Annotated in this window: 26 protein-coding genes; 14 read left to right on the forward strand and 12 right to left on the reverse strand. The window is 59.4% G+C overall.

Annotated features, from left to right (window positions below):
* The first annotated feature begins 39 nt into the window (after positions 1–39).
* From cgtA to BLS87_RS08735, 3 genes are all read left to right on the forward strand, one after another.
* Positions 40–1,266: an Obg family GTPase CgtA gene (cgtA, locus tag BLS87_RS08725; protein ID WP_074752083.1), complete on the forward strand. Its 1,227-nt coding sequence runs from the start codon at positions 40–42 to the stop codon at positions 1,264–1,266.
* An 84-nt stretch (positions 1,267–1,350) separates the two neighbouring features.
* Complete coding sequence (proB, locus tag BLS87_RS08730) at positions 1,351–2,469, forward strand: glutamate 5-kinase (protein ID WP_074752084.1); 1,119 nt, start codon at positions 1,351–1,353, stop codon at positions 2,467–2,469.
* Between the two features lie 37 nt (positions 2,470–2,506).
* Positions 2,507–2,983: a CreA family protein gene (locus BLS87_RS08735; RefSeq protein WP_074752085.1), complete on the forward strand. Its 477-nt coding sequence runs from the start codon at positions 2,507–2,509 to the stop codon at positions 2,981–2,983.
* Between the two features lie 181 nt (positions 2,984–3,164).
* On the opposite strand, the gene rpsT is transcribed toward BLS87_RS08735, so the two are convergent.
* Positions 3,165–3,443, reverse strand: a complete 279-nt coding sequence (gene rpsT, locus BLS87_RS08740; protein WP_007924739.1) for a 30S ribosomal protein S20 — start codon at positions 3,441–3,443, stop codon at positions 3,165–3,167.
* Positions 3,444–3,693: 250 nt separating this feature from the next.
* Between rpsT and murJ the strand changes: the two genes are divergently transcribed.
* The 6 genes from murJ to ispH all read left to right on the forward strand — a co-directional run bounded on the left by murJ (position 3,694) and on the right by ispH (position 11,135).
* Positions 3,694–5,238, forward strand: a complete 1,545-nt coding sequence (gene murJ, locus BLS87_RS08745; protein WP_074752086.1) for a murein biosynthesis integral membrane protein MurJ — start codon at positions 3,694–3,696, stop codon at positions 5,236–5,238.
* Positions 5,239–5,356: 118 nt separating this feature from the next.
* Complete coding sequence (gene ribF, locus BLS87_RS08750) at positions 5,357–6,292, forward strand: bifunctional riboflavin kinase/FAD synthetase (protein ID WP_074752087.1); 936 nt, start codon at positions 5,357–5,359, stop codon at positions 6,290–6,292.
* Positions 6,293–6,305: 13 nt separating this feature from the next.
* Positions 6,306–9,137, forward strand: a complete 2,832-nt coding sequence (ileS, locus tag BLS87_RS08755) for an isoleucine--tRNA ligase (RefSeq protein WP_074752088.1) — start codon at positions 6,306–6,308, stop codon at positions 9,135–9,137.
* Positions 9,130–9,645, forward strand: a complete 516-nt coding sequence (lspA, locus tag BLS87_RS08760) for a signal peptidase II (RefSeq protein ID WP_074752089.1) — start codon at positions 9,130–9,132, stop codon at positions 9,643–9,645. Before ileS ends, lspA begins: the two co-directional genes overlap by 8 nt.
* Complete coding sequence (fkpB, locus tag BLS87_RS08765; protein ID WP_143024336.1) at positions 9,638–10,105, forward strand: FKBP-type peptidyl-prolyl cis-trans isomerase; 468 nt, start codon at positions 9,638–9,640, stop codon at positions 10,103–10,105. Before lspA ends, fkpB begins: the two co-directional genes overlap by 8 nt.
* Positions 10,106–10,187: 82 nt before the next feature.
* Positions 10,188–11,135: a 4-hydroxy-3-methylbut-2-enyl diphosphate reductase gene (gene ispH, locus BLS87_RS08770; protein WP_074752090.1), complete on the forward strand. Its 948-nt coding sequence runs from the start codon at positions 10,188–10,190 to the stop codon at positions 11,133–11,135.
* Between the two features lie 6 nt (positions 11,136–11,141).
* Here the strand turns inward: ispH and BLS87_RS08775 are convergent, their stop codons facing one another.
* Positions 11,142–11,645 (reverse strand): GspH/FimT family pseudopilin, encoded by a 504-nt coding sequence (locus BLS87_RS08775; protein WP_074752091.1) that lies wholly within the window; start codon positions 11,643–11,645, stop codon positions 11,142–11,144.
* 171 nt (positions 11,646–11,816) lie between these two features.
* Between BLS87_RS08775 and pilV (BLS87_RS08780) the strand changes: the two genes are divergently transcribed.
* Genes pilV (BLS87_RS08780) through BLS87_RS08795 form a run of 4 tightly spaced genes read left to right on the forward strand, consistent with a single transcriptional unit; the run spans position 11,817 to position 13,894 of the window.
* The gene (gene pilV, locus BLS87_RS08780; RefSeq protein ID WP_074752092.1) at positions 11,817–12,263 is read left to right on the forward strand and encodes a type IV pilus modification protein PilV; all 447 of its coding nucleotides are present in this window, start codon (positions 11,817–11,819) and stop codon (positions 12,261–12,263) included.
* On the forward strand, positions 12,260–12,961 hold the full coding sequence (locus BLS87_RS08785; protein WP_074752093.1) for a PilW family protein: 702 nt from the start codon (positions 12,260–12,262) through the stop codon (positions 12,959–12,961). The genes pilV (BLS87_RS08780) and BLS87_RS08785 overlap by 4 nt, the downstream gene beginning before the upstream one ends.
* Before the next feature lie 10 nt (positions 12,962–12,971).
* Positions 12,972–13,460 (forward strand): pilus assembly PilX family protein, encoded by a 489-nt coding sequence (locus BLS87_RS08790; RefSeq protein WP_074752094.1) that lies wholly within the window; start codon positions 12,972–12,974, stop codon positions 13,458–13,460.
* Positions 13,457–13,894 carry a type IV pilin protein gene (locus BLS87_RS08795; RefSeq protein WP_083370641.1) on the forward strand — a complete coding sequence of 146 codons (438 nt, stop codon included), beginning with the start codon at positions 13,457–13,459 and terminating at the stop codon, positions 13,892–13,894. Before BLS87_RS08790 ends, BLS87_RS08795 begins: the two co-directional genes overlap by 4 nt.
* Before the next feature lie 3 nt (positions 13,895–13,897).
* On the opposite strand, the gene BLS87_RS08800 is transcribed toward BLS87_RS08795, so the two are convergent.
* From BLS87_RS08800 to BLS87_RS08825, 6 genes are read right to left on the reverse strand one after another with little or no spacing between them, the layout of a single operon-like run.
* Positions 13,898–14,305: a type IV pilin protein gene (locus tag BLS87_RS08800; protein ID WP_083370642.1), complete on the reverse strand. Its 408-nt coding sequence runs from the start codon at positions 14,303–14,305 to the stop codon at positions 13,898–13,900.
* Positions 14,306–14,335: 30 nt separating this feature from the next.
* A complete protein-coding gene (locus tag BLS87_RS08805) occupies positions 14,336–18,697 on the reverse strand; it encodes a pilus assembly protein (protein ID WP_074752184.1) in 4,362 nt (1,453 codons plus the stop codon).
* A gap of 26 nt (positions 18,698–18,723) precedes the next feature.
* Positions 18,724–19,275 carry a pilus assembly PilX family protein gene (locus tag BLS87_RS34900; RefSeq protein ID WP_074752096.1) on the reverse strand — a complete coding sequence of 184 codons (552 nt, stop codon included), beginning with the start codon at positions 19,273–19,275 and terminating at the stop codon, positions 18,724–18,726.
* Positions 19,272–20,063, reverse strand: a complete 792-nt coding sequence (locus BLS87_RS08815) for a prepilin-type N-terminal cleavage/methylation domain-containing protein (protein ID WP_074752097.1) — start codon at positions 20,061–20,063, stop codon at positions 19,272–19,274. Before BLS87_RS08815 ends, BLS87_RS34900 begins: the two co-directional genes overlap by 4 nt.
* Positions 20,063–20,602, reverse strand: a complete 540-nt coding sequence (pilV, locus tag BLS87_RS08820) for a type IV pilus modification protein PilV (protein ID WP_074752098.1) — start codon at positions 20,600–20,602, stop codon at positions 20,063–20,065. Before pilV (BLS87_RS08820) ends, BLS87_RS08815 begins: the two co-directional genes overlap by 1 nt.
* Positions 20,602–21,168, reverse strand: coding sequence for a GspH/FimT family pseudopilin (locus BLS87_RS08825; RefSeq protein WP_074752099.1), 567 nt, complete (start codon positions 21,166–21,168; stop codon positions 20,602–20,604). Before BLS87_RS08825 ends, pilV (BLS87_RS08820) begins: the two co-directional genes overlap by 1 nt.
* Before the next feature lie 189 nt (positions 21,169–21,357).
* Between BLS87_RS08825 and thiO the strand changes: the two genes are divergently transcribed.
* Positions 21,358–22,461 (forward strand): glycine oxidase ThiO, encoded by a 1,104-nt coding sequence (gene thiO / locus BLS87_RS08830; protein WP_074752100.1) that lies wholly within the window; start codon positions 21,358–21,360, stop codon positions 22,459–22,461.
* A 21-nt stretch (positions 22,462–22,482) separates the two neighbouring features.
* Here the strand turns inward: thiO and BLS87_RS08835 are convergent, their stop codons facing one another.
* From BLS87_RS08835 to BLS87_RS08850, 4 genes are all read right to left on the reverse strand, one after another.
* Positions 22,483–23,052, reverse strand: coding sequence for a nucleotidyltransferase domain-containing protein (locus tag BLS87_RS08835; protein ID WP_074752101.1), 570 nt, complete (start codon positions 23,050–23,052; stop codon positions 22,483–22,485).
* A gap of 78 nt (positions 23,053–23,130) precedes the next feature.
* Positions 23,131–24,471, reverse strand: coding sequence for a sigma-54-dependent transcriptional regulator (locus tag BLS87_RS08840; protein ID WP_074752102.1), 1,341 nt, complete (start codon positions 24,469–24,471; stop codon positions 23,131–23,133).
* Positions 24,472–24,473: 2 nt separating this feature from the next.
* Positions 24,474–26,066 carry a sensor histidine kinase gene (locus BLS87_RS08845; protein WP_074752103.1) on the reverse strand — a complete coding sequence of 531 codons (1,593 nt, stop codon included), beginning with the start codon at positions 26,064–26,066 and terminating at the stop codon, positions 24,474–24,476.
* Positions 26,056–26,295 carry a PP0621 family protein gene (locus tag BLS87_RS08850; RefSeq protein WP_143024337.1) on the reverse strand — a complete coding sequence of 80 codons (240 nt, stop codon included), beginning with the start codon at positions 26,293–26,295 and terminating at the stop codon, positions 26,056–26,058. Before BLS87_RS08850 ends, BLS87_RS08845 begins: the two co-directional genes overlap by 11 nt.
* Positions 26,296–26,370: the final 75 nt, after the last annotated feature.

Here is a 26,370-nt window from a genome sequence, read left to right on the forward strand (position 1 = left end):
TATGTTGTTTGCTCGTCTTTGTGACGGGAGGCGTGCGTTATGAAATTTGTAGATGAAGTATCCATTCGGGTGAAGGCCGGTGACGGCGGCAACGGTTGCATGAGCTTCCGTCGCGAAAAATTCATTGAAAACGGTGGCCCCAACGGCGGTGATGGTGGTGACGGCGGCTCGATCTACATGATCGCTGACGAAAACCTCAACACGCTGGTCGATTACCGCTATACCCGTCACTTCGACGCCGAGCGCGGTTCCAACGGTGGCAGCACCGATTGCACCGGTCGCAAGGGTGAAGAGCTGGTGTTGCGCGTGCCGGTCGGTACCACGGTGATCGACGCCAGCACTCAGGAAATCATCGGCGACCTGACCAAAGCGGGTCAGCGCCTGCTGGTGGCTCATGGCGGTTGGCACGGTCTGGGAAACACTCGTTTCAAATCCAGTACCAACCGCGCGCCGCGCCAAACCACGCCGGGCAAGCCGGGTGAGCAGCGTGATTTGAAGCTGGAGCTGAAAGTGCTGGCTGACGTCGGTCTGCTGGGTTTGCCAAATGCTGGCAAGAGCACCTTCATTCGTTCGGTTTCGGCCGCCAAGCCGAAAGTTGCCGATTACCCGTTCACCACGCTGGTACCAAACCTGGGTGTGGTCAGTGTTGATCGCTGGAAAAGCTTCGTCATCGCCGACATTCCGGGCTTGATCGAAGGTGCGTCGGACGGTGCAGGTCTTGGTATCCGTTTCCTCAAGCACCTGGCGCGCACGCGTCTGTTGCTGCACCTCGTCGACATGGCGCCGCTGGATGAAAGCAGTGCGCCGGATGCGGCTGAAGTCATCGTCAATGAGCTGATGAAGTTCAGCCCGGCGCTGGCGGATCGTGATCGCTGGCTGGTGCTGAACAAGTGCGACCAGATCCTCGAAGAAGAGCATGAAGAGCGCAAGCAGGAGATCATTGATCGCTTGGGCTGGACCGGCCCTGTCTACGTGATCTCGGCCATTGCCAAAGAGGGCACTGAGCAGCTGAGCCGCGACATCATGCGCTATCTGGAAGACCGTGCCGATCGTCTGGCAAGTGACCCGGCGTACGCCGAAGAGCTGGCCGAACTGGATCAGCGCATCGAAGACGAAGCGCGTGCCCAGTTGCAGGCGCTGGACGATCAGCGTGCCCTGCGTCGCAGTGGTGTGAAGAGCGTGCATGACATCGGCGACGACGATGACTGGGATGAAGATGATGTGGACGATGAAGATGGTCCGGAAATCATTTACGTCCGTGAGTGATCGACTGAAGTAAACTACAACGCCGCTAAATTAGCGGCGTTTTAGTATCTTGAATGTGTACCTCTGGCTTAAGGTTGAAAGATCATGCGGAGCAAGGTGACAGGTGCCCAGCGTTGGGTTGTGAAGATCGGAAGTGCGCTGCTGACGGCGGATGGCAAGGGTCTTGATCGCAACGCAATGGGTGTTTGGGTCGAGCAGATGGTGGCGCTGCATGAGGCAGGCGTCGAACTGGTTCTGGTTTCGTCCGGCGCAGTGGCTGCCGGTATGAGTCGCCTGGGCTGGGCTGTGCGACCGAGTGCCATGCATGAGCTTCAAGCGGCGGCGGCGATTGGCCAGATGGGGTTGGTGCAGGCCTGGGAATCCAGCTTTGCAGAGCATGATCGCCACACAGCGCAGATTCTGCTGACCCATGATGACCTGTCGGATCGCAAGCGCTACCTGAACGCTCGCAGTACGTTGCGTACCCTTGTTGACCTGGGTGTGGTGCCGGTCATCAACGAGAACGACACGGTCGTCACCGATGAAATCCGTTTCGGCGATAACGACACCTTGGCAGCGCTGGTCGCGAACCTTGTGGAGGCTGATCTGCTGGTCATCCTCACTGATCGCGACGGCATGTTCGACGCTGACCCGCGCAATAATCCGCAAGCTCAATTGATCTACGAAGCGCGTGCTGACGATCCGGCACTGGATGCTGTGGCGGGCGGCACCGGCGGCGCGTTGGGTCGTGGCGGCATGCAGACCAAGTTGCGTGCCGCACGCCTGGCAGCGCGCTCTGGCGCGCACACCGTCATTGTCGGTGGCCGGATCGAGCGTGTGCTGGCGCGTCTGAAAGCGGGTGAGCGGCTGGGGACGTTGCTGTCGCCTGAGCGGGGCATGCTGGCGGCTCGCAAGCAATGGCTGGCGGGGCATCTGCAGACGCGCGGCACACTCGTGCTGGATGATGGTGCAGTGAAGGCGCTGACCGAGAGCAACAAAAGCTTGTTGCCGGTGGGTGTGAAGCTGGTTCAGGGCAGCTTCCGTCGTGGTGAGATGGTGGTGTGTGTTGCTGCGAACGGTCGCGAAGTTGCCCGGGGCCTCAGTAACTACAGTGCACTTGAGGCGCAGAAGATCATTGGTCAGCCATCCGAAGCCATCGTGAAGGCGTTGGGTTACATGGCTGAGCCGGAGTTGGTTCATCGTGACAACCTGATCCTGGTCTGATTTCAGGCGAGTCGGTTTTTTGATAAGGGAAGCACACATGCGCGTTCTGAAAGGCATTCTGGGTGCGGCGTTGATGCTGCCCCTGCTGGTTTCGGCTGAAGAGATTGGTCAGGTGTCGACGGTGTTCAAGTTCGTCGGCCCTAATGATCGGATTGTCGTCGAGGCGTTCGATGATCCTAAGGTTGATGGCGTTACCTGCTACCTGTCACGAGCCAAGACCGGTGGCGTGAAGGGTGGGTTGGGTCTTGCTGAGGATCGTGCCGAGGCGTCCATTGCGTGCCGTCAGGTGGGGCCAATCCGCTTCAAGGAGCAGCTCAAAGATGGTGATGAGGTGTTCAAAGAGCGAACCTCGCTGGTGTTCAAGACCATGCAGGTGGTTCGCTTCCTGGACAAGAAGCGCAACACGCTGGTGTATCTGGTCTACAGCGATCGCGTCATCGAGGGCAGCCCGCAGAACGCGGTAACGGCTATCCCGATTTTGCCGTGGGCGCCAGCACCTTCTCCTGGCCCTTGATGGGGTGTTCGCGTGGCGGGGTGTGACTGGGCGTTGTCACGCTGAAGTCCTTGAGGGCTTCTGTGTGAGGGTCGCGCCCCTGCTGTTGCTGCAACATGCCATGGCCTGATGGATCGCAACAGCAGGAATTGCAGGCAATAAAAAACCGACCCTAGGGTCGGTTTTTTAACAAGCGGGTCGCTTAGGCTGCAGCAGCAAGGTTCAGAGCCTTGATGTGGCCATTCAGGCGGCCTTTATGGCGAGCAGCTTTGTTCTTGTGGATGATGCCTTTATCGGCCATGCGGTCGATAACTGGCACAGCCAGAACATAAGCAGCTTGCGCTTTTTCAGCGTCTTTTGCGTCGATGGCTTTCACTACATTCTTGATGTAGGTACGAACCATGGAACGCAGGCTGGCGTTGTGGCTGCGACGCTTCTCAGCCTGTTTTGCACGTTTTTTGGCGGAAGGTGAGTTGGCCACCGTCGAGCTCCTCGAAAGACTTGGGAAATAGCTAACAAAATAGGCCGCGAATCATGCCGATGTGTTTGACGCTTGTCAAGGGCAGTTGATGCGTTCCGCTGAGTGGTCGCCGTGTGATGCCGTGGTTATTTCATTCCGGCGTGCGACCTGTAAACTCGCGGGTTTTGGCTCTGAGCTGTTTTGCGGCGCGGAGTATCGCATAAATGGATCGCGCTTTGGCGCTTCCTTTGGTCGGGCGCACAAACTTTAGATGAACCTACTCAAATCGCTTGCCGCCGTCAGCTCTATCACAATGCTTTCGCGGGTCCTGGGTTTTATCCGCGACACCATCATCGCCCGTGCATTCGGCGCCGGAATGGCAACAGACGCCTTCTTCATTGCATTCAAACTGCCCAACCTGTTGCGACGAATCTTCGCGGAAGGCGCGTTTTCTCAAGCGTTCGTGCCAATCCTTGCCGAGTATAAAAGCCAGCAAGGCGAGGAGGCGACCCGCACCTTTGTCGCTTATGTCACCGGTCTGCTGACCCTGGCATTGGCAGTGGTCACTGTCCTCGGCATCCTTTTCGCGCCATGGGTGATCTGGGCCACGGCCCCAGGCTTCGCCGATACGCCGGAAAAATTCCAGCTGACCTCTGACCTGCTGCGGGTGACCTTTCCTTATATATTGCTGATTTCGCTGTCCTCGCTGGCTGGCGCCATTCTCAATACCTGGAACCGTTTCTCCGTGCCGGCCTTCGTGCCGACGCTGCTCAACCTCGCGATGATCTTTTTCGCGCTGTTTCTCACGCCTTACTTCCACCCGCCCGTCATGGCGCTGGGCTGGGCCGTGCTGGCAGGCGGGCTGCTGCAATTGCTCTATCAGCTGCCGCATCTGAAGAAGATCGGCATGCTGGTGCTGCCTCGTCTGAATCTGCGGGACACCGGCGTCTGGCGTGTCATGAAGCAGATGCTCCCCGCCATGCTGGGTGTGTCGGTCAGCCAGATTTCCCTGATCATCAACACCATATTTGCGTCTTTTCTGGCGGCGGGCTCGGTGTCGTGGATGTACTACGCCGACCGTTTGATGGAACTGCCGTCGGGTGTGCTCGGTGTCGCGCTGGGGACGATCCTGCTGCCGATCCTGTCGAAAACCTACGCGAGCAAGGATCGCCACGAGTATTCGCGCATTCTCGACTGGGGTCTGCGTCTCTGCTTTGTGCTGGTCCTGCCCTGCACATTGGCGCTCGGGCTGCTGGCGGAACCGCTGACGGTATCTCTGTTTCAGTACGGTAAATTTGATGCGACCGATGCCGCGAAGACACAAGGCGCTTTGGTCGGCTATGCGGTGGGTTTGTTGGGCATCATTGTCATCAAGGTGCTGGCGCCTGGCTTTTATGCGCAACAGAATATCCGCACCCCGGTGAAAATCGCCGTGTTCACGCTCGTTGTCACTCAGCTGTTCAACGTGCTGTTCGTTTACGTTGTGCACCTGGCGCATGTGGGCCTGGCGCTGGCGATCAGCATGGGCGCTTGTCTGAATGCACTGCTCCTGTTCTGGCAACTGCGCAAACAAGACCTTTATCAGCCGCAACCCGGCTGGCCGGTGTTTTTGATCAAGTTGCTGGTGTCTGTGGCGGTCATGTCGGGCGTGCTGCTGGGCTTGATGTACGTCATGCCCGCCTGGTCCGACGGGCAGATGCTCGAACGCTTCATCAGGCTTGGCGGTCTGGTAGCCGCCGGGGTCGTGGCGTATTTCGGCATGTTGCTGTTGCTGGGTTTCCGCCTGAAGGATTTCGCTCGCAAGGCGATCATGTAGGATCAGTCGTCGGTTTTTGCCGGTTAACGCCGATTGTTGCGCTTTGCCTCACTGTGTCGCCTGTCGTTGACGGCGGTGTGTGGTTATAATCGGCCACTTTATGAGCAAGAAGCGCGTTATGCAGCTGGTTCGAGGCCTTCAAAATCTGCGCCCCCAGCATCGGGGCTGCGTCGCCACCATTGGCAATTTCGACGGTGTTCACCGTGGTCACCAGGCTATCCTGGCGCGACTGCGTGAGCGCGCTGTCGAGCTGGGCCTGCCCAGTTGCGTGGTGATTTTCGAACCGCAACCGCGCGAGTTCTTTGCCCCGGAGACCGCACCGGCCCGGCTGGCACGTCTTCGCGACAAGCTTGATCTGCTGGCCGCCGAAGGGGTTGACCTGGTGCTCTGCCTGGCGTTTAACCAGCGTCTGAGCAAGTTGAGCGCCACCGAGTTCGTCGACACCGTATTGATCGACGGGCTGGGTGTTAAACACCTTGAGGTCGGTGACGACTTCCGGTTCGGATGTGACCGGATTGGCGACTTCGACTTTCTTCAAAAGGTCGGTGCAGAAAAAGGGTTCTCGGTAGAAGCCGCACAGACCGTCGAAATCGACGGTGTACGCGTCAGCAGCACCAAAGTGCGCGATGCCCTGGCCAACGGTGACTTTGCGCTGGCCGAGCACTTGTTGGGACGGCCGTTCGCGATTTCCGGGCGTGTTCTGCATGGCCAGAAGCTGGCCCGTCAGCTGGGGACGCCCACCGCCAACGTGCAACTCAAACGTCGTCGCGTGCCGTTGACCGGTGTCTATCTGGTCAGTGCCGAAATCGATGGAAAGGTCTGGCCGGGCGTCGCCAACATTGGCGTACGACCGACCGTGGCGGGCGATGGGCGTCCGCACCTTGAAATTCATATCCTGGATTTTGCCGGCGATATCTATGGCCGGCGTTTGACGGTGGTATTCCACCAAAAGCTGCGTGATGAGCAGCGTTTCGCCTCTCTGGAGGCGCTTAAGACGGCGATCGATGCGGATGTCGCTGCCGCCCGTGCCCATTGGGGCATGGTCAACCGCTAACTTAGAGCCTGAAATGACCGACTACAAAGCCACGCTTAATCTTCCGGACACCGCCTTCCCGATGAAGGCCGGCCTGCCCCAGCGCGAGCCGCAAACTCTGCAGCGCTGGGACAGCATTGGCCTGTACCAGAAGCTGCGCGAAATTGGCAAGGATCGTCCAAAGTTCGTCCTGCACGACGGTCCTCCGTACGCCAACGGCAATATTCACATCGGTCATGCGGTCAACAAGATTCTCAAGGACATGATCGTCCGTTCGAAGACCCTGTCGGGTTTCGACGCGCCTTATGTTCCGGGCTGGGACTGCCACGGTCTGCCGATCGAGCACAAGGTCGAGGTCACCCACGGCAAGAACCTGCCGGCGGACAAGACTCGCGAGCTGTGCCGTGCCTATGCGGCCGAGCAGATCGAAGGCCAGAAAGCCGAATTCATTCGTCTGGGCGTGCTCGGCGACTGGGCCAATCCTTACCGGACCATGGACTTCGCCAACGAAGCCGGGGAAATCCGTGCGCTGGCGGAAATGGTCAAGAACGGTTTCGTGTTCAAAGGCCTGAAGCCCGTCAACTGGTGTTTCGATTGCGGCTCTGCGCTGGCTGAAGCGGAAGTCGAGTACCAGGACAAGAAGTCGTCGACCATCGACGTCGCCTTCCCGGCTGCTGACACCGACAAACTGGCCGCAGCCTTTGGTCTGCCGAGCCTGAGCAAACCTGCCGCTGTCGTGATCTGGACCACCACCCCGTGGACCATCCCGGCGAACCAGGCCCTCAACGTTCACCCGGAATTCAACTACGCGCTGGTGGACACTGGCGACCGCTTGCTTGTTCTCGCAGAAGAGCTGGTGGAAGCCTGTCTCAAACGCTGGAACCTGGAAGGCTCGGTACTGGCCACTGCACCGGGTTCTGCGCTGGAGCTGATCAACTTCCGCCATCCTTTCTATGATCGTCTGTCGCCGATTTATCTGGCTGACTACGTCGAGCTGGGCGCGGGCACCGGTGTTGTTCACTGCTCGCCAGCCTATGGCGTCGATGACTTCATGATCTTCAAGAGCTACGGCCTGACTAACGATGACATCATCAGTCCGGTACAGAGCAATGGCGTTTACTCGCCATCGCTCGAGTTCTTTGGTGGTCAGTTCATCTTCAAGGCCAACCAGAACATCATCGACAAGCTGACCGAAGTCGGCGCTTTGATGCACACCGAAACCATCACCCACAGCTACATGCACTGCTGGCGTCACAAGACGCCGCTGATCTACCGTGCCACGGCGCAGTGGTTCGTGGGCATGGACAAGCAGCCAACGGCTGGCGACACCCTGCGCAACCGCGCGGTCAAAGCCATCGAAGACACCCAATTCGTACCGACCTGGGGCCAGGCGCGTCTGCACTCGATGATTGCCAACCGTCCTGACTGGTGCATCTCCCGTCAGCGTAACTGGGGCGTGCCGATTCCGTTCTTCCTGAACAAGGAAAGCGGCGAGCTGCACCCACGCACCGTCGAGCTGATGGAAGAGGTTGCACTGCGCGTCGAGAAAGAAGGCATCGAAGCCTGGTTCAAGATGGACGCGGCCGAGCTGCTGGGCGACGAAGCGCCGCAGTACGACAAGATCTCCGACACGCTGGACGTCTGGTTCGACTCGGGTACCACGCACTGGCACGTTTTGCGCGGCTCGCACCCTATGGGTCATGAAACCGGTCCGCGCGCCGACCTGTATCTGGAAGGCTCCGACCAGCACCGTGGCTGGTTCCACTCCTCGCTGCTCACTGGCTGCGCGATCGATAATCACGCGCCGTACCGCGAGCTGCTGACACACGGCTTCACCGTGGACGAGAACGGCCGCAAGATGTCCAAGTCGCTGGGCAACGTCATCGCGCCGCAAAAGGTCAACGACACGCTGGGCGCCGACATCATGCGTCTGTGGGTTTCGGCCACCGATTACTCGGGCGAAATGGCCGTTTCGGAAACCATCCTGCAGCGCAGCGCCGATGCGTACCGCCGTATCCGTAACACCGCGCGCTTCCTGCTTTCCAACCTGAGCGGCTTCAACCCGGCCACCGACATCCTGCCTGCGGATGAAATGCTGGCACTGGACCGTTGGGCCGTGGATCGCGCACTGCTGCTGCAGCGCGAGCTGGAAGAGCATTACGGCGAGTACCGCTTCTGGAACGTCTACTCCAAGGTGCATAACTTCTGCGTGCAGGAGCTGGGCGGCTTCTACCTGGACATCATCAAGGACCGTCAGTACACCACCGGCGCCAACAGCAAGGCCCGCCGTTCTTGCCAGACCGCGCTGTTCCACATCTCCGAAGCGCTGGTTCGCTGGATCGCGCCGATCCTGGCGTTCACCGCCGACGAGCTGTGGCAGTACATGCCGGGCGAGCGTAACGAGTCGGTCATGCTCAATACCTGGTACGAAGGGCTGAGCGAGTTGCCGGAAGGCTTCGAACTCGACCGTGCCTACTGGGATCGGATCATGGCGGTCAAGACGGCCGTCAACAAGGAACTGGAAAACCAGCGTGCGGCGAAAGCCATCGGTGGCAACCTGCAGGCCGAAGTGACGTTGTACGCCGAAGACGATCTGACCGGCGACCTGAACAAGCTCGGCGATGAGCTGCGTTTCGTGCTGATCACGTCCAAAGCAGGTCTGGCGCCGTTCGCCAGCGCGCCTGCCGATGCCGTGGTCACCGAAGTCGCGGGCCTGAAGCTGAAAGTGGTCAAGTCCGGCTACACCAAGTGCGCACGTTGCTGGCACTTCCGTGAAGACGTTGGCGTGCACGCTGAGCATCCGGAAATCTGCGGTCGTTGTGTCGACAACATCAGCGGCGCGGGCGAGGTTCGTCACTATGCCTAATGCGTCGGCTGGCCGTATGGGCCGTCTAGGCTGGCTGTGGTTGAGCGTGCTGGTCGTGGTCATTGACCAGGCCAGCAAGTTCCACTTCGAGAACTCGCTGAGCCTGTATCAGCAGATCGTGGTCATTCCCAGCTACTTCAGCTGGACACTGGCCTACAACACCGGCGCAGCGTTCAGCTTCCTGGCTGACAGCTCCGGCTGGCAGCGCTGGTTGTTTGCACTGATTGCTGTGGTGGTCAGTGCGGTGCTGGTGATCTGGCTCAAGCGCCTGGGGCGAAATGAAACCTGGCTGGCGATCGCCTTGGCACTTGTGCTGGGCGGCGCGCTGGGTAATCTCTACGACCGCATCGCGATTGGCCACGTCATCGACTTCATACTGGTGCACTGGGACACTCGCTGGTATTTCCCGGCGTTCAATTTTGCCGACAGTGCGATCACTGTAGGCGCGATCATGCTTGCGCTGGATATGTTCAAGAGCAAGAAAACCGGAGAACCCGTTCATGACTGAACAGTTGATGACCGAACACGCTACACAGGAAACACGCATCGGTCAGAACACGGAAGTCACCCTGCATTTCGCGTTGCATCTGGAAAACGGCGACACCGTCGACAGCACGTTCGATAAAGCCCCGGCGACCTTCAAGGTCGGCGACGGCAGTCTGTTGCCAGGCTTTGAAGCGCTGATTTTCGGCTTCAAGGCAGGCGACAAGCGCACTCTCCAGGTTCCACCGGAAAATGCGTTTGGTCAGCCCAACCCGCAAAACCTGCAGGTCATGCCGCGCTCGCAGTTCAAGGACATGGAGCTGGCTGAAGGCTTGCTGGTGATCTTCAACGATGCGGCCAATACTGAGCTGCCCGGTGTGGTGAAAGCGTTTGACGACGATCAGGTGACCGTCGATTTCAACCACCCGTTGTCCGGCAAGACGTTGACTTTCGAAGTCGAAATCTTCGAGGTGAAGGCGCTCTGATCGGTCAGATCGCCTGCGGCCCCGACCTGGCTCGGGGCCTTTTCGTTTTTATGTTTCATTGCGCGTAGATACGAGGCACATCATGCAAATCAAACTCGCCAACCCACGTGGCTTCTGCGCCGGGGTGGACCGTGCGATCGAAATCGTCAATCGCGCGCTGGAAGTGTTTGGCCCGCCGATCTACGTGCGCCATGAAGTGGTTCATAACAAATTTGTCGTCGAAGACCTGCGCAGTCGCGGTGCGATCTTCGTCGAAGAGCTGGATCAGGTGCCCGACGACGTCATCGTCATCTTCAGTGCTCACGGCGTTTCCCAGGCAGTACGTACCGAAGCCGCCGGTCGCGGTTTGAAGGTCTTCGACGCCACCTGCCCGCTGGTGACCAAAGTTCATATCGAGGTCGCGCGTTACAGCCGCGACGGGCGTGAATGCATCCTGATCGGCCATGAAGGCCACCCTGAAGTCGAAGGCACGATGGGCCAATACGACGGCAGCAACGGCGGTGCCATCTATCTGGTCGAAGACGAGGAAGACGTCGCTAATCTGCAGGTCCAGAACCCTGAAAAATTGGCGTTCGTGACGCAGACAACTTTGTCCATGGACGACACCAGCCGGGTCATCGATGCCTTGCGTTCGCGCTTTCCTGCCATCGGAGGCCCTCGCAAGGACGATATCTGCTATGCCACGCAAAACCGTCAGGACGCTGTCAAACAGCTGGCCGACGAGTGCGATGTGGTGCTGGTGGTAGGCAGCCCGAACAGCTCGAACTCCAATCGTCTGCGTGAGTTGGCTGAACGCATGGCGACGCCAGCCTATCTGATCGACGGCGCCGAAGACATGCAGCGCAGCTGGTTCGACGGTGCTGAACGGATTGGCATCACCGCAGGGGCTTCGGCCCCGGAAGTCCTGGTTCGGGGCGTGATTCAGCAGCTGCAGGCCTGGGGCGCTATCGGCGCCGACGAACTGGCGGGTCGGGAAGAAAACATCACCTTTTCGATGCCCAAGGAGTTGCGCGTCAAGCAGGTTGAGTAAACCGTCTCACGCGCACGGTTCGGTGGCGAAGCCTTCGTTTCGAAGGCTGACGCGTCCCGTGACCGCGATGGCGATTTGAGCGTGGCTGGCGGGTGAGTCCTTGAGGCACACCGCCAGCGTCCCGTTGCCGTTATTGATCAGCCGTCCCGTGCTGTCAAACCCGACGCGGGCCGCGACTCGGGTATTGCCCACCACCTTGATGTTTCGATGACCGCTGCGTTCGGCGAGGATCAGTTCATCGACGTCTCGCAACTGATTTCGGTTGGCATCGACGAAAACATTCCAGCCTCGACTCCATCCGCCCTCAAGGGCCTGCATGATCACCGGCTGACCTCCCAAAATGGCTTCTACGCGCGCCAGCCTCAGGCCGCTGATCAATTGCTGGGCGGTGTCCTGACGGCGCTGTGAATCAATCAAGGCGCCAAACGCCGGTACTGCCAACGCGGCGATGATCCCAATCAATACCAATCCCGCCAGCAACTCGATGAGTGTCAATCCTTGCTGCCTCACGCTGGCTCTCCCTGACCCCCAATGCCCTCTAGCAGACCCGCCAGGAGGTGAGATGACAAGAGGGCCGATTGTCAGCCGATATGTCCGCAAGGTGCGGTTACACACCGGTCAGGCAGGCTTCTGGTTATCGGCTTCAATGGTCCCTGCACACGGACTTGTACAGAGGCGGGTATGCATACGAGATCGAGACAGGCAGGGATCACGCTGATTGAAGTGTTGGTCGCTCTGGTGGTGTTTTCCATCGGCGCGCTGGGCGTAGCGATGTTGCAGCTCAACGCGCTGAAGCACACCGACAGCGCCATGCGCAGTACCCAGGCGAGCTTTATCGCGCAGGACTTGCTGGAGCGCATCCGCGCCAATCCCGACGCGAACTATACGTTGTCCTCCCTGAGCCAGGCGCCCGTCTCCGGTAATCCCGATAATCCCAGAGATCAGGACCTGTTCGATTTTGCTGACCAGCTCCGACGCATGGTCGGGGACGATGCGCAGGCCAGCGTCTCGGTCAACGGTGCTCATGTCACCTTGGCGCTGGACTGGGACGACTCACGCGCTGAGGGGGAAACTGGACACAGGCAAACGCTCACGCTGAGCAGCCTCACGCAAGCCCTTCGGCCATGAGGCGTCAGACGAAGGGCTTCGGGCTCGTGGAAATCATGCTTGCTTTGGCGCTTGGGCTGGTGATGTCCCACGCGCTCATGCAGATTTTTATCAGCAGCAAAAGCACCTACCTGAGTCAGGCATCGTCGGCGGGCCTGCAAGAAGATGCGCGTTTTGTCCTGAGCAAGGTGGTTCAGGAAATACGCCTGGCCGGCATGTTCGGCTGTCTGGCGACGGTTCGTGACGCCAGCGCGGGTGGACAGTTTTCAGCGGCCGCTCGCGCACCTGTGGAGTGGCAGGCGCAGCAACAGTCACTGACACTGATCACGGCCGGCGTAGGGCAGGGCGGGTCTTGGCATAACTGGGAGATTCATACGGACTGCCTGTCATCCGCCACCGCATGGACCCGAGGCCGCGCGCCACGTCTTACCGAGGGCGAACTGATGCTGCCGATCCACAAACAGGTGTATCGCTTCAATCCGAGCCGGGGCGAGTTGGCGCTCAACGGACAGCCCCTGATCAGTAACGTCCGGGCCTTCAGCGTGCTCTTCGGCGTGGCGTCGGGGGTCGCAGAGCCCGGCATTACGCGTTACACCGATCAACCCGATCCCGCGTTGATCCGCAGTGTGCGGCTGACATTGACCCTGTTTGACCCGGCAGACCGTACTCAAGAGCAGACCTTCAATGTCGTGGCTGCCGTTCGTAACCGGCTTGGTTGAGGAGACACCCATGAACGCTCAACGCGGCGTGGTGCTGATTGTCAGCCTGGTGTTCCTGCTGATGCTGACCCTGCTCGCCACCTCATCCATGCAAAACGCCACCCTTCAGGAGAAAGTCGCGGGCAGCCTGGCGCTGCGTCATGAATCGTTTCAGAGGGCTGAAACGGTGCTCAGATCCGCAGAAGCCACGGTTCTTGCGCCCGGATTCTCCCTTCCCGAATGCTCGACCCCGGCGACGTGCCTCCCGCCGATGGAGGCGCTGACCCGTTCCGCTCCGGGCTCAGGCGGAGCGTCTGGCGTGCGCTGGGTGGCGAGCCTCGGTGGGTTCTATGGCATTCAGTACCTGGGGCAGACCGAGGATCCAGCCGGCGCAGGAGAACGAGGCGAGTTTCGCCGGCTGTACCGTGTCACGGCCGTCGGCCTTCAGGGCTCCACGAGAACCGTGCTGGAGAGCATTCACACCGATAACGGGCGAATCATGTGGCGACAACGGTTATGAACAAGCGGTCGCTGGTGAGGCGAGGCAAGGGATTTACCCTGATCGAGTTGCTGATCGCCATCGCCGTCGTCGCGATCCTGGCGGCGATTGCGTACCCGACGTACACCGAACACACGAAGAAAACCCGCCGCTCGGAAATCGCCGGTGTGCTGGTCGAGGAAGCGCAAAGGCTGGAGCGCTTTTTCTCCCGCGCGGGGCAGTACTCAAATGCCGCCGGACCGCCCGTTCGGGAGCATGAGGTTTCTGTCGGAAACGCGTACTACGCTATCAGTGCCGAGCGTTCGGAGCAGGCATTCGTCCTGACGGCGATGCCTGTCGCCGGGACGCTGATGAGCGGCGACAGGTGTGGCGGGTTCGTGCTGGAGAACACTGGCAAGCACGACAATGTGGGGATGTCGGGTGGTGCCAGTGTGCAGACGTGTTGGGGGCGGTAGGTGTTATCTCCAACATTCAGCGGTAACGGGTGTTTTATTGCCAGCTTGATCAATGGTCAATGTTCCACAAGTGTCAGTGCTTTGACTGCCCTGCGGTGCGACTTGAACCGTGTAGTTCGTCGCGGTCGGGTTTGGGATAGTCAGCCTGTACTTGCCGGTGGCCGACATCATCGGATCGGCGTAACCGAGCTTCGCTAAAGTGATTCCCGCGTAGGTGTTGTTCTGCGCATAAAAGCGCTCCACCTTGGCAGCTGCGTCATTCAACAACGCAATTCCTTCGGAGCGATAACCTCGCCTTACATAATCGGTGTAACTGGGGTACGCAATGGCCGCCAGAATGGCCACGATCGCGACCGTGATCATCAGTTCGATCAGGGTAAAGCCCTGTTGATGTTTCGGTTTTGCCAGCATGTTCAAAACTGCCTCTTCTGGGACTGCTTGTTAAGGGAAGGACGGCATGGTGCGCCAGGCTTGGCGGCCGTTGGTCGATGACCCCGTGTTTCCGGTTTCAGAGGTGCCGTCTGCGGAAACTATGGTGCCGTTGCCGTTGGTGTCGGTTGCGCCAACGCCTTTCCCGCTTACAAAGGCCATACCACCACCGGCAGAGCTGTAGGCGCTGACGACATTGTTGTTGTACTGATCGGTGTTGCTGATCGTCCCGTTACGGCTGAAATTGAAGACCGAGACGCTGGTCCGTCCCCCGGTGTCAGGATTCAGGCCGTAGATCCATCCGGTAATACCCGGCGTGCAGACGTCGGAACTGGGCGTGCGGGTCGAAGCGAACAGAACACTGCCAGTCAACGTCAACGGATCCACCAGACGTTCACCCAGCAATGAATTGCCGACGGCGAGATCAAGGTACCAGCCGAAACTGGTGTTCCAGTCCACCGCATTGGCACTGACCAGTCGAATGGTCTTGGTGTTGCCGTTAAACGTTCCGGTCGCCTGTTGGGTGATGTTTTGTGACTGAAGCTTGAGTCGGGTCAAAACGGGTGTCGAGCTGGCCGTCGCGCCTGCGGTCTGTTTATCCCAGATCCCGTACAGCGTCTGCAGGTCGGTGCTGGTTTTGTCCGCGCTTGCGAAATAGCGTCCCGTACCGAAGATCACCAGCGTGCCGGTGCCCGTTGGGTGGCCTTTGATGATCGGCGGGGCGGTGATCGACTGCGCGACGCCCGAGCTCGTGCTGGTGGTGGCGGTATACAGCGGTGTGTTGCCGAACGCTACCTTATAGCTGCTCGCTGCGGCCGTCGCGGTCAAGGACGTGCCAATCAGGTCAAAACGCCAGAGATTGCCCAGCAGATCGCCAGCGTACACGTAGTCGGCAATCCCATCCGAGTTGGCGTCCAGGACGACCGGGGACGACAGCCCGTTGTTGCCTTCCACCGACGTCGTCAGCTTTTTGATGACCGCGCCCGTCGAGGCGTTGAGGACGAACAGTGCCGCCTTGCCATTGTTGCCGTTGTAACCGTTGCCGACGATCACGCCCCAATCTCCCGAATGAAGCTTGGCAATGACTGGCGTGGCAAATGTCGCCCCCAATTCGGGGTCGGTTTGAGAGGTGAACTCCCACAGCAAGGTGATGCTGTCAGGGTTTGTGACGTCCAGGGCAAAGATTTCATTACCGCCAGCACCGAGTGTCCCGACAACAATCGTGTGCCAGCCGCTGTTGAAGTAGACGTCCGCGGTGGTGGAATTGCCGTCGACGAAGTAGCGGTGCAACGAGGAGTCAGAGTTGTAGCTTTTGTTGGTCAATGCGCTGAGGCCGGAGATGACGGCGGAGGGAACGAAGGCAAATTTCTCCACGCCCGTCAGTGTATCGAAGGCATGCAGCATGCCGTCGTTAGCCCCGACATAAACCTGCCCGCGCCGGTTCTTTTGGTTTGCGGCAAACGTCGCGTAGTCACCGGCGGATCCGTCGAGCGTGTCGGCAACGGTAGGCTCGTACAACGCGGTGTCTACGACGACAGGCGATGAGTTGACCAGATCGCCAATCAGCGAGGCACGACGTCTGAACGCCGAGATCTCTTTGCTGGAGTCGCCCTTGATGAAGTCGACCTGGTCGGACGTCAGTGTTGTCTGCAGATTGACGGTCGCGTAGGTCCTGTTGCCGAGGTTGGCAAAGGTAAACGGCTGCAGTGCGGTGCCCGCCTGTGTCGCCATCTGGATGTTGCGAAGGCTCCAGGTAGGGACATTTTGTGCGGCCGACCAGTTCTGCACCGAGCTTGACCCCGTGCTGGTGTAGGTGGTCGTGGTTTTGGTCAGATCACCGCTCCAGTACGCAACGTTCAGGCTGTTCAAGTAAGTGGAGGAGGAGTTACTGGTGCCCAACGCCGGAATGGCTGCGGGTGTGGCGACGGAGCTGTTGGCCTGCAGGATTTGGTTGAACGCCTTTGCCAATTGGGTTTTCAGGGTCGAAGCGTTGCTGACCAGGAAGTAGTTGTTCGGGGTGCCGCTGACGTTGGAGTCCCACTGTCCGGCCACCGGAACGCTGCTGGCGGTATTGTTGGAATCGCCGAAGCCACCCCATTTCGCGGCGTACCAGAGCGGGTCTTGAAGGTTGGTGACCGAGTTGGCAGAAGACGGTTTGAAGTTGCGTACGTGGGTGTCGCTGCCGTTGACGATGACGCTGCCCGACTTGCGCCCTGGCAGCAGCGTGCTGTTGCCCGTGCAAGGACAGGACCCCGGCAACTGCGCGCCAGGGGTGTCGAGTGCGTAATGCGTGGCGCCCGTGCTGCCGCCACCGGTCACTTCCAGATAGATCCCGTCGGCCGTGGTGCCGGAAATGGTGTAACCCATGTGCGATTCCGCGCCGGAAACCGAATAGACCGTTTGCAGGGTGACGTCCAGCGTACCTGCGGCGGTGACGGCTACCGTGTACAGGACGATCGCGTCCATGTCGTAGTCGCAGCCCTGGCCGCAGTCGTCGAATACCACCCGGAAGACCGCTCGGGCACGTCCTTCGTTGACGGTAGTGTCGGTCGGTTGGCCGGTCATGTTGTAGAGCGAGTCGATATAGAAACCGGTGATCTGCTCGGTGACCCCCGAGGTGACCTTGCCGAATGGCAGCAACGTGATCGTGCCGTTGCCGACGGGCATCTGAATCCGTGGCAGCGTCGATGACAGGGCAATGGAGAACGTCTGGACATTGAGATTGCCCAGCGGTGTGATCGGATGCGTATTGGCGAAGTACGCCACGGCGGCAGCGTTGAAGGTCCCCTGTTTCGTCGGTTCTTCCGGAAGTCCGCGGATATTGCCGAGGCTGGCCGCTATTTTCGAGGTGGGCGCGGTGTCACTGCTGGTCGTCGTTTCACCGATGTTGATGTTCCTGTTGCCGGCGCCAACATCGGCGTCCCAGATGGTCTTGCCCAGTGCTTGCGCACTGAAACCGCTGAGTGCCGATGTAGTGGAGGGGGCTGCTGTCGTCGAGAACGCACTGCCCGGCAGGTCCGAATCGTAGGTCGGGTTGACGTCGCTGAACAACGTTTCAAAGGGCTTGGAGCAACTCGGGTACGTCGGGTTGGTCGCATTGGCGTTCGGCGATGTGGCGTAAGGGCTGGTCCACGCCGTCAACCCGCTTAGGCCGAGCGCCAAGTCACCTGCGCCGGACAGATAGCCTGTGGTCGGCGCGGTGGTGACGCTGTTCACGGTCACGGTGCTGAAATAACGCAGCGTCTCGAACATCATTTCTGCCAGTGGGTTACCCCAGTTCTGACAGTTCGAGTTGGTGATCGAGTTGCCGGACGTACTGCAACCGGTGGAGGTCAGTTTCAGGCCGTCCAGCGTGCCGATGATGCCGCCCTTGACGTAGAGGCCCGTGAGCGGAATCCTGGTGCCAAAGATACCGGTAGACGCCTCGATCTCGTTGGAAAAACTGCTGATCGCCTTGCGGATGGCACCGCCCTGAATGTTGTTCTGGTAGGTCCCGGTCATCAGACCGAAATACATCTGGTTGCCTTCACCGTAGTCATGAAGGATGCCCGTGGGTTTGTATTTACCGTTCGGGTAGAGCTTGCAGTTGCTTTCCAGGAAGCCGGTCTTGCAGACCTCGACCCTCACCTGATAATCGGAAGGTGAGACGGTCACGTCCTTGAAGCTGGTGTTGGTGGCGGTCGTACCACCTTGGGTGACCTCTCGGGACACCCAGCCGAAAATACGAATGTTGGAAACGTTGGACAGCACCCGCAGAAGAGGCGCGCTGACCTGCGTGTTGTTGGCGAACAGCGTGTAGTTGCCGGCATCCGGGTTGGACAGCGGGGTGTAGTCGGACAGGTTATAGCCGTCGACTTTCAGGCTGGTGTATTCCTTGCCCCACGTGTGCGCGTCGGTCGGAATATAGGCGCGGGTCAGAATGGTTTGTGTGGCGGTGTCGACTTCGCGGTAGCCGCCATAGAGCACTTTGCGCAATGCGTCGGCGCGGGAGGTGGTGAGGTAGTTGAGGTAGTCACCGCTCCAGCTTCCGGGGCATTTTTTCAGATTGGCGGCGGTGGTTTTCGAGGCGGCCGTGAAGTAGCCGCTGCCGTAGGTGTAACACGTCAGGGAATCAAAATAGCCCAGGTAATCGATCGAGGGTTTGTAGCGGATGTCGATCGAGCCGTTGCCGTCGAGGTCCGAGGCGTCGTTGTACGCCGGGAAAAAGAGCTTGTGGTCGCGCCCGACGACCAGCATGTTCAGCGGCGGTACCGAGTTATTGAGGAACAGGGGAAGTTGTGCCGGAACCTGACTGACAACGGCCTGCGCGGTAGCAGGCAACAACAGGCTGCCCAAAGCGGCAACGATGAAACTGGCGACTGCTTTTCTACTCATGATTTTCTGCCAGATACGCATGCTCATCAGTTGGATACCCCGACTACCGATCGCAGGATGACCCGCTGGGTGACCGCATCGCTCGTGCACAGGACCGTAGACGCGCAGGCATTGATTTCGTAATAACGATGACAGTTGCTCTTGGCCACGTTCAGCAATGCGCAGCTGTTCTGGCTATTGGGTGAAACAAGAGACGTGATGTCGACAACGTACCACTGGATTCGCACGCCGTTATAGGCCGTAGCGGAGACGGCGTTCACCACGCCCCCGTCGTTCACGCCGAACCGCGTTGGGGTATCGCCGTTGGTGTTGGCCGGAACACTGATGGGTTGAAGTATCGCCTTGCAATCGGGGCATTGAATCTTCTGTTCACCTATACGCAATCCCGCTTCGGCTGCGCTGGTCAGGTTTTTCTGCTGTTTGAGGTTACCGGTGATGCGCGATTCCAGCGAAACGCCGCGCATGCTGGAAAGCGCCAGCAGCGTGATGATCAACAGCATCATGAGTGCCACCAAGAGGGTCGCACCGGACTGACGTCTGCCGGTCAGGTGTCCGATTCGTTTCAGTCGCGGGTTCATGGCATCTGGTTCCTGACCATGAACGTGCCCTGCACGATCTGGTAAATACCTTTTGTGTCGCTATAGGTGGTGCTGTAACGGGTGTTCCACTCTTTCAGCGCCGGCGAGATATCGGCCGTGTCGAGAAGGCTGTTGTTGCCTGGGCTTTGCATCAGGACTGAGTAGCGGACCATTCGGACGGTACCCGTTGGAGAGACGCCGTAGACCTTGATGTTTTTTTCACCCGTGTCGCCCGCGCCGTATTCAAAGCGCAGGTCCTGCACGCCGGTGACCAGTGGGACCGTAGTGCTGCCGGTGGTGCAGGTGATTGCTTTCGCGCCACTGTCGAAGGCGATCTTTTCAGTGATCACCGGGTTTTGCGGCCCATAGGGTTTTGCGATCGCAGCTTTGGAAGCGTCCGAGAGCGCCGTCCCCTGACACGTGACATCGGCCCGGTTACTGGCTTGATACTGAATGCACAGCGTCGTCGCGGAAACGGCCAGGACCGGTACGTTTTCGTTGGCAAAATTGCAGCCGTTCAACGTGTTGTTGATCGCCAGAGGCTGAAGGATGTTGCTTCGATACCCGGCCTTGGACAGCTCCTGCGCAAGAAGGGCCAGCGCAAAGCGGCCGTTTTCCTGGTTGCCGACCTGACCCTGCTGAAACAGATAGCTTTTCTGGTTGCTGATGAAGATCTGCGTCACGCCCAGAATCAGAAAACAGCCGATGACCATCGCGACCATCAGTTCGATGAGTGAAAGGCCACGCTGACGGCCATGCAACTGCCTTGGGATCGACGAGCACTTCATCACAGGCGAGTCCTTAGCTTGTACGTACACATTCCATTAGCGCCGCCATCCAGGCAGTCGCTGGGGTTTTTTACTTTCCAGGCCACTTGTATTTCAACTTCGGTGTCGGCAATGACGTCGGTCCCGCAGGCAGCCGCTGTTATATCGCCAGCCAAAACACTGCGGCAGATATAGAACGAGCTCACCGCCAAATCATCAGCACCGGGTAACGACGCTTTGGCCCGGTTCGCCCAGCAGCCTATCTGTTGAGTCGCGACCGCCGGCGTGGGGATGCAGTTGGCGGCGGCGGCCTGGAACTGGGCCCCAGGCGCTTTCATGCAGTCGTTCGTCCCGGTGCACGTCGTCGAGGCGCGAAGAATTTCCACCAGATCGTCCACCAGCATCATCGCGGTATTGCGTTGCACCGAATCCTGGGTGTAAGGAATTGCCTTGCTCTGAAGGGCGACCATGCCCAGCACGCCGACCACGGTAATCAGCAGGCTGACCAGCACTTCGATCATGCTGAAGCCGGCACAGCGACGACGCATGCCAACGATCATCAGCATTCTCCCGGTTTGACGGTAGAAGGCGCGGTTATCCGCCCGCTCGCCTGGACACCGATGTACTGCGTCGCAACTTTGTTATCGGTGCTGTGGCTGAGCGCGAAACAGGCTGCGCTGGAGACGGTCCCGGTCGACGTAAAAACCAGGCTGCCGACGGCCGTTGCAATGCTGATACCGGTCTGAAAACCAGAGGTGCCGATTTGTCTCAGGGTGACGCTGGTCGCAGCCGCGCCAGACGCGTAAGTGACAGTGACGTTGCCGTTCCAGGCCCCACTGGCTCCGCCGGGCGCTTGAATGGTGACGCGCGTGCCGCGTGTGACGGCCTCTGCGCGGGAATACTGCAAGAGGTCGTAAAGCTCGTTGCTGCTCGCGGTCACGGCGCTCTTGTGAATCATGTAGCTGAAACTGGGAATTGCCATCGCCGCAAAAATCCCGACGATCACCACCACCACGATCAATTCGATCAAGGTGAACCCGGCGCTGTTGCCCCTATGAGGACCCTGCCAACGGCGATGCAGATTCGGGCGTGTGTGTGGACACGGACGCCCTGCGCTGAAATCCATCAAGGAAATTCCATTTTTCGTTTGAAATATGGTGATACTACTCAGGTTCGAAGTCGCTATGTAGTGGATGTCCGGGGATATTCGCCGGACCAGTGGCATGGCGTTGATTGTTGGCCATTGTCGAGTCGGTTTTTCAGCCACCAGTGGGGCGCAACCGGCGTTTATTTTCTATTGATGATCAGGTTCTGCATGTCCAGGCAACACGTGGTAATCGTCGGCGGTGGCGTCATCGGTCTGTTGACCGCTTTTAACCTCGCGTCAAAGGTCCAGAGTGTGGTGCTGCTCGACCGTTCAGGTGTGGGGCAAGAGTCTTCCTGGGCCGGCGGCGGGATCGTTTCGCCGCTTTATCCGTGGCGCTACAGCCCGGCCGTGACGGCGTTGGCGCATTGGTCGCAGGATTTTTACCCACAGCTGGCCGAGCGGTTACTGGAGGTCACGGGTATCGATCCTGAAGTGCACAAGACCGGTCTCTACTGGCTGGACCTTGATGACGAGAAGGAAGCGCTGGAGTGGGCTCAACGGTTGAATCGCCCCCTGTCCTCCGTGGACATCTCCCAGGTGCATGACGCCGTGCCGGTGATGGGCGGCGGCTATTCCCGTGCGGTGTACATGCCCGACATCGCCAATGTGCGTAACCCCCGGCTCGTCAAATCGCTCAAGGCGGCGTTGCTGGCAATGCCGAACGTGACGATTCATGAGCAGAGTGAAGTCAGTGATTTTGTGCGCGATGGCGACAGGATCATCGGGGTGAGCACCGCTGCAGGTGACGTACTCGGTGATAGCGTCGTGCTGGCGGCCGGGGCGTGGAGCGGCGATTTGCTCGGCAAGCTTGGCCTTGAACTGCCGGTCGAACCGGTCAAGGGACAGATGATTCTGTTCAAGTGCGCGTCGGATTTCCTGCCCAGCATGATCCTCGCCAAAGGCCGCTATGCGATCCCACGTCGTGACGGGCACATTCTGATTGGCAGCACGCTGGAATATGAAGGCTACGACAAGACACCGACGGACACGGCGCTTGAAAGCCTGAAGGCATCGGCGGTCGAGCTGATCCCCGCATTGGCGGACGCTGAGGTGGTGGGGCACTGGGCAGGATTGCGGCCGGGCTCTCCCGAGGGAATTCCATACATCGGCCCGGTACCGAATCACGATGGGCTATGGCTGAACTGCGGCCATTTCCGAAACGGACTGGTGCTGGCCCCCGCGTCCTGTCAGTTACTGACCGACTTGCTGGTGGGCGATGCGCCGATTATCGATCCGGTGCCGTATGGGCCAGAAGGAAGAATCCAGAGCTAAGGTGTCATTACCTTGTGTCCCTTATTCGCTTCCAATGATCGTGATCTTGTCCTGCTCGGTCACGCGCAACACGAAGCTGTTTCCGGCTTTGAGCTTCGCCGCCCAATCAGCTGGCGAATAAAGCGTCGGGTTGATTGTTCTGCCCAGCAATTCCTCGAGCGGGAGCATACGCTCCATCACTTCGCTGTAACTGATTCCCTCGCCTATCAGCATCAAGTCAATGTCACTGGATGTGTTCGCGGTTCCTTTCGCGATTGATCCATAGATGAAGGCTTGCTGAAGACGGTCCGCAAACGGCATCAATTCCACCCGCAAGTGATCGGCGATGCCGAAGGTTTTGCGCACGATAGCCACCAATTCCTGGAAAACAGGATTATCGGGATTGGCCTGGTAGTGAATCTGATTTCCTTGGCGGGTCGCCGTGAGCAGGCCGGCGGAGTGCAGTTTCTCCAGTTCGCGGACCATGCTTCCCCTGCCAACCTGAGCCCATCGCCCAATTTCATTGGTGTAAAAGCTTCGCTCTGGATGGCCGTATAGCAGTCCAAGCAGCCGCTGTTGGGTGGTAGTGAAGAGTGCGTCGCCGATAGACATAAGCGCCCGATGCGATAAGTCCCAAAAAGGGAACGATAGGTCCCTTTTTGGGACTTATCAAGTGAAGAAGCTTTCTGACTATTCCAACCCCAGCTTCTTCAACCGATAACGCATCGACCTGAACGTCAGGTTCAAGCGCTGCGCGGCGGCGGTTCGGTTCCAGCGGGTTTCTTCAAGCGCCTGGAGGATCAGCTTGCGCTCGATGCTTTCGAGGTAGTCCTCCAGGTTGTCGATATCGGCCAGGCTCGGACCGTCTTGCTCGCTGGCGCTGACGGGCTCTGCGAGGCGCAGGTCGTCGGCGTTGATCTGGTCGTTTTCGCACAGCGTGTAGGCGCGTTCGAGCATGTTCTCCAGCTCGCGAACATTGCCGGGAAAGCGGTAGCCCTTCAGCGCGGTCAGGGCCTGGGACGTCAACCGCGCAGGCGGTTGGTCAGCACCTTCGGCAAGGCGTTGAAGCACGTTGTTGGCGATTTCCTCGATGTCTTCGCGGCGCTCGCGCAACGGTGGCACGCGCAGTTCAATCACATTGAGGCGGTAATACAAATCCTGGCGGAAGCGTTGGGCAGCCACTTCGACGCCGAGGTCTTTGTGGGTGGCGCACAAGACGCGGACGTCCACGACCTGTTCCTGCTGGCCGCCGACGGCACGCACGGATTTTTCCTGGATGGCCCGCAGCAGCTTGACCTGCATCGCCAGCGGCAGGTCGGCCACTTCATCGAGGAAAAGCGTGCCGCCGTGCGCGGCCTGAAACAGACCGGGTTTGTCTTCGTGAGCGCCCGTGAAGCTGCCTTTACGGTGGCCGAAAAACTCGCTTTCCATCAGCTCGGTAGGAATCGCCCCGCAGTTGACTGGCACGAACGGTTTGTCGATGCGCGGGCCTTGTTCGTGAATCAGGCGCGCGACCAGTTCCTTGCCGCTTCCGGACTCGCCGCTGATATAGATCGGCGCCTGGCTGCGCGCCAGTTTGCCGATCTGCTTGCGCAGCGCCTGCATGGGCGGTGAGTTGCCGAGCAGACGATTGTCGATGCTGTTTTCATTGGAGGGCGAGGCGTGCAGGCGCAATGCGCTGCCCACCAATTCGCGCAGACGGCCTAAATCCACCGGTTTGGTGAGAAAGTCGAACGCCCCGGCTTTCAGGGCATGGATCGCCGTGTCAACGCTGCCGTGGGCCGTGATCATCGCCACGGGCACCTGCGTGTGGCGCTTCTGGATATGCTGCACGAGTTCGAGGCCGTTCCCGTCGGGCAGGCGCATGTCGGTCAGGCACAGGTCGAAAGGCTCGCGCGCCAGCCAGTCCTGGGCTTCCTTGACGTTGCGCGCGCTGCGCGTGTCCAGTTTCATTCGCCCCAGAGTGATCTCCAGCAATTCGCGAATGTCCGGCTCATCGTCGACGATCAGGATCTTTTGCCGTTGGCTCATGTTCAACTCAATTTGAACGGATGGGCGAAGGTGATCCGCATGCAGCTGCCGCCACCTTCCCGTGGTGTGTAATCCAGGTTCGCCTGATTGCTTTCGCACAACTCACGCGAAAGGTACAAGCCCAGGCCGGTTCCTTTGCTTTCGGTGGTGAAAAAAGGCTCGAAAATCTTCGTCAGGTGTTCGGTCGCAACGCCGGGACCGTCGTCCAGCACTTCCAGGCTGGGCAACTCGCTGTGTGGATCATGGAACAGTTTCAGCCAGACCTGGGCTTTTTCATGCAATTGGCCGCTGTAGCGCAGGCCGTTCTGCACCAGATTGGTCAAGACTTGCTGCAACTGCTCGGCGTCCATGCGCGTGGTCAGGGTGCCGTCACCGGTTTCCAGGTGCACAGACTGTTCGGCGGACAGCCGACTGCGCAGGTCACTGACGAAGCGTTCGAGCCACTGCTTGAGGTCGAGCAGGTGAGGTTCGGTCTGACGTCGGCGAGACAGCTGCAAGACGTTCTCGATCACCAGATTCATCCGTCGCGATTGATCTTGAATGATTTCACTGAGACGCCGGTCTGGCCCGCTCAGTTCCTCTGACTCGTGAAGCAGCTGCGCCGCATGGCTGATGGCCCCCAGCGGGTTGCGGATCTCGTGGGCGATGCCGGCCGTCAGCCTGCCCAGCGCAGCGAGCTTGAGTTGTTGGGCTTGTTGGGAAATCTGCGAAAGGTCGTCGAGAAACACCAGGGTGTGGCGGTGGCTGCCGCGGGTCAGGGCAATGAAGCCCGGACGCAGCACCGGGCCGATTGCCGACGTGGTCATGCTGCGCGACGCCATGGAAGGGTTGATCAACCATTGGCGCAAGCGCTCGACCAACTGAGGTGAATACGGATCGATGACTTCACCCAGCAGGTGCTGATGGCCCAGCAAGGTCAACGCGCTCTGGTTGGCGAGCAGCACCTGGCGGTTCGAATCGAGCACCAGAATGCCTGTGCGCATGCGCTGCAGGATCAGGGCGTTGAGCTGTTCCAGGTTATCGACATCGGCTGCACGCTTCTCTGCGATGTCTTCGCTGACCTGCAGTCGACGGGCCAGCGTTTGAACCAGCAGCGCGGCCGCAAAACACAAGGCGCCGAGCGAACCCGCCTGGACGAAGTGATTGGCTGCCGCAGGCTGGTGGTAACTGATGAAGAAGGTCAGGTAGATGATGCCGATGGCTGACACGGCGGCAATCAACAGCCCGCTGCGCTGGCGCAACAGCACGTTGCTGATGGCCACCGAGGCCACAATCAGGTTGCCGATGCCGCTCGGGGCGCCACCTCCGGCATAGAACAAAGCGCACAGTGTCAGCGCGTCAGCCATGGCCAGCGTGAACAGCTGCCCCTGACGGCTGGGTCGCTCAAGCAGTACGACCACAAGGATATTGAAGACCAGGTACAGCCAGCAGCCCGTGCGGAACAGTTCGATGTCGGCCAACTGAAGCAGTTCGGCGTCCATGCTGCTGGAAATCAACAGCACCAGCAGAATGCCGATGCTCAGACGGTAGAGGTGATAGAGACGCAGAATGCGCTGGGCCTGTGGGGTCGCCAGCGACAGGGTTTCAGCGGTCACGTGCAGCAGGGCCCTGTAGGCGGTGCGCTTCGGTGCAATACCATTGGAGACCCTGGCTCAGTGCGCGGTCGCGTGGAACATGCACGCCACACTGCGCGCAACGCACCATTGGCGCGGCGTCGAGCTCCGGTGCTGCGGGTTTCGAGCGTGTGGCGGGGCCTTTGGTCGCGCGTTTGAACAACCAGACAATCGCCATGATCAAGGCGATCCACATAATCAAGCGAATCATGTCTACCAGCTTATGAAGTGAAGATGCCGCAGTGTAGCCAAGGCGTTGTCAGCCGCACAGTGACCTGCGCCGATT

The sequence above is a fragment of the Pseudomonas abietaniphila genome, assembly GCF_900100795.1.
GTDB lineage: Bacteria > Pseudomonadota > Gammaproteobacteria > Pseudomonadales > Pseudomonadaceae > Aquipseudomonas > Aquipseudomonas abietaniphila.

What these genes read in the sequence shown, in the direction of transcription:
- lspA (WP_074752089.1), top strand. Translation starts at nt 9,130, where the DNA reads ATGCCTAATGCGTCGGCTGGCCGTATGGGCCGTCTAGGCTGGCTGTGG.
- BLS87_RS08850 (WP_143024337.1), bottom strand. Translation starts at nt 26,295, where the DNA reads ATGATTCGCTTGATTATGTGGATCGCCTTGATCATGGCGATTGTCTGG.
- BLS87_RS08795 (WP_083370641.1), top strand. Translation starts at nt 13,457, where the DNA reads ATGAACAAGCGGTCGCTGGTGAGGCGAGGCAAGGGATTTACCCTGATC.
- BLS87_RS08835 (WP_074752101.1), bottom strand. Translation starts at nt 23,052, where the DNA reads ATGTCTATCGGCGACGCACTCTTCACTACCACCCAACAGCGGCTGCTT.
- murJ (WP_074752086.1), top strand. Translation starts at nt 3,694, where the DNA reads ATGAACCTACTCAAATCGCTTGCCGCCGTCAGCTCTATCACAATGCTT.
- pilV (WP_074752092.1), top strand. Translation starts at nt 11,817, where the DNA reads ATGCATACGAGATCGAGACAGGCAGGGATCACGCTGATTGAAGTGTTG.
- thiO (WP_074752100.1), top strand. Translation starts at nt 21,358, where the DNA reads ATGTCCAGGCAACACGTGGTAATCGTCGGCGGTGGCGTCATCGGTCTG.
- BLS87_RS08785 (WP_074752093.1), top strand. Translation starts at nt 12,260, where the DNA reads ATGAGGCGTCAGACGAAGGGCTTCGGGCTCGTGGAAATCATGCTTGCT.
- ileS (WP_074752088.1), top strand. Translation starts at nt 6,306, where the DNA reads ATGACCGACTACAAAGCCACGCTTAATCTTCCGGACACCGCCTTCCCG.
- ispH (WP_074752090.1), top strand. Translation starts at nt 10,188, where the DNA reads ATGCAAATCAAACTCGCCAACCCACGTGGCTTCTGCGCCGGGGTGGAC.
- BLS87_RS08825 (WP_074752099.1), bottom strand. Translation starts at nt 21,168, where the DNA reads ATGGATTTCAGCGCAGGGCGTCCGTGTCCACACACACGCCCGAATCTG.
- fkpB (WP_143024336.1), top strand. Translation starts at nt 9,638, where the DNA reads ATGACTGAACAGTTGATGACCGAACACGCTACACAGGAAACACGCATC.
- proB (WP_074752084.1), top strand. Translation starts at nt 1,351, where the DNA reads ATGCGGAGCAAGGTGACAGGTGCCCAGCGTTGGGTTGTGAAGATCGGA.
- BLS87_RS08800 (WP_083370642.1), bottom strand. Translation starts at nt 14,305, where the DNA reads ATGCTGGCAAAACCGAAACATCAACAGGGCTTTACCCTGATCGAACTG.
- ribF (WP_074752087.1), top strand. Translation starts at nt 5,357, where the DNA reads ATGCAGCTGGTTCGAGGCCTTCAAAATCTGCGCCCCCAGCATCGGGGC.
- BLS87_RS08735 (WP_074752085.1), top strand. Translation starts at nt 2,507, where the DNA reads ATGCGCGTTCTGAAAGGCATTCTGGGTGCGGCGTTGATGCTGCCCCTG.
- BLS87_RS08805 (WP_074752184.1), bottom strand. Translation starts at nt 18,697, where the DNA reads ATGAGTAGAAAAGCAGTCGCCAGTTTCATCGTTGCCGCTTTGGGCAGC.
- BLS87_RS08815 (WP_074752097.1), bottom strand. Translation starts at nt 20,063, where the DNA reads ATGAAGTGCTCGTCGATCCCAAGGCAGTTGCATGGCCGTCAGCGTGGC.
- BLS87_RS34900 (WP_074752096.1), bottom strand. Translation starts at nt 19,275, where the DNA reads ATGAACCCGCGACTGAAACGAATCGGACACCTGACCGGCAGACGTCAG.
- cgtA (WP_074752083.1), top strand. Translation starts at nt 40, where the DNA reads ATGAAATTTGTAGATGAAGTATCCATTCGGGTGAAGGCCGGTGACGGC.
- BLS87_RS08790 (WP_074752094.1), top strand. Translation starts at nt 12,972, where the DNA reads ATGAACGCTCAACGCGGCGTGGTGCTGATTGTCAGCCTGGTGTTCCTG.
- BLS87_RS08840 (WP_074752102.1), bottom strand. Translation starts at nt 24,471, where the DNA reads ATGAGCCAACGGCAAAAGATCCTGATCGTCGACGATGAGCCGGACATT.
- pilV (WP_074752098.1), bottom strand. Translation starts at nt 20,602, where the DNA reads ATGATCGTTGGCATGCGTCGTCGCTGTGCCGGCTTCAGCATGATCGAA.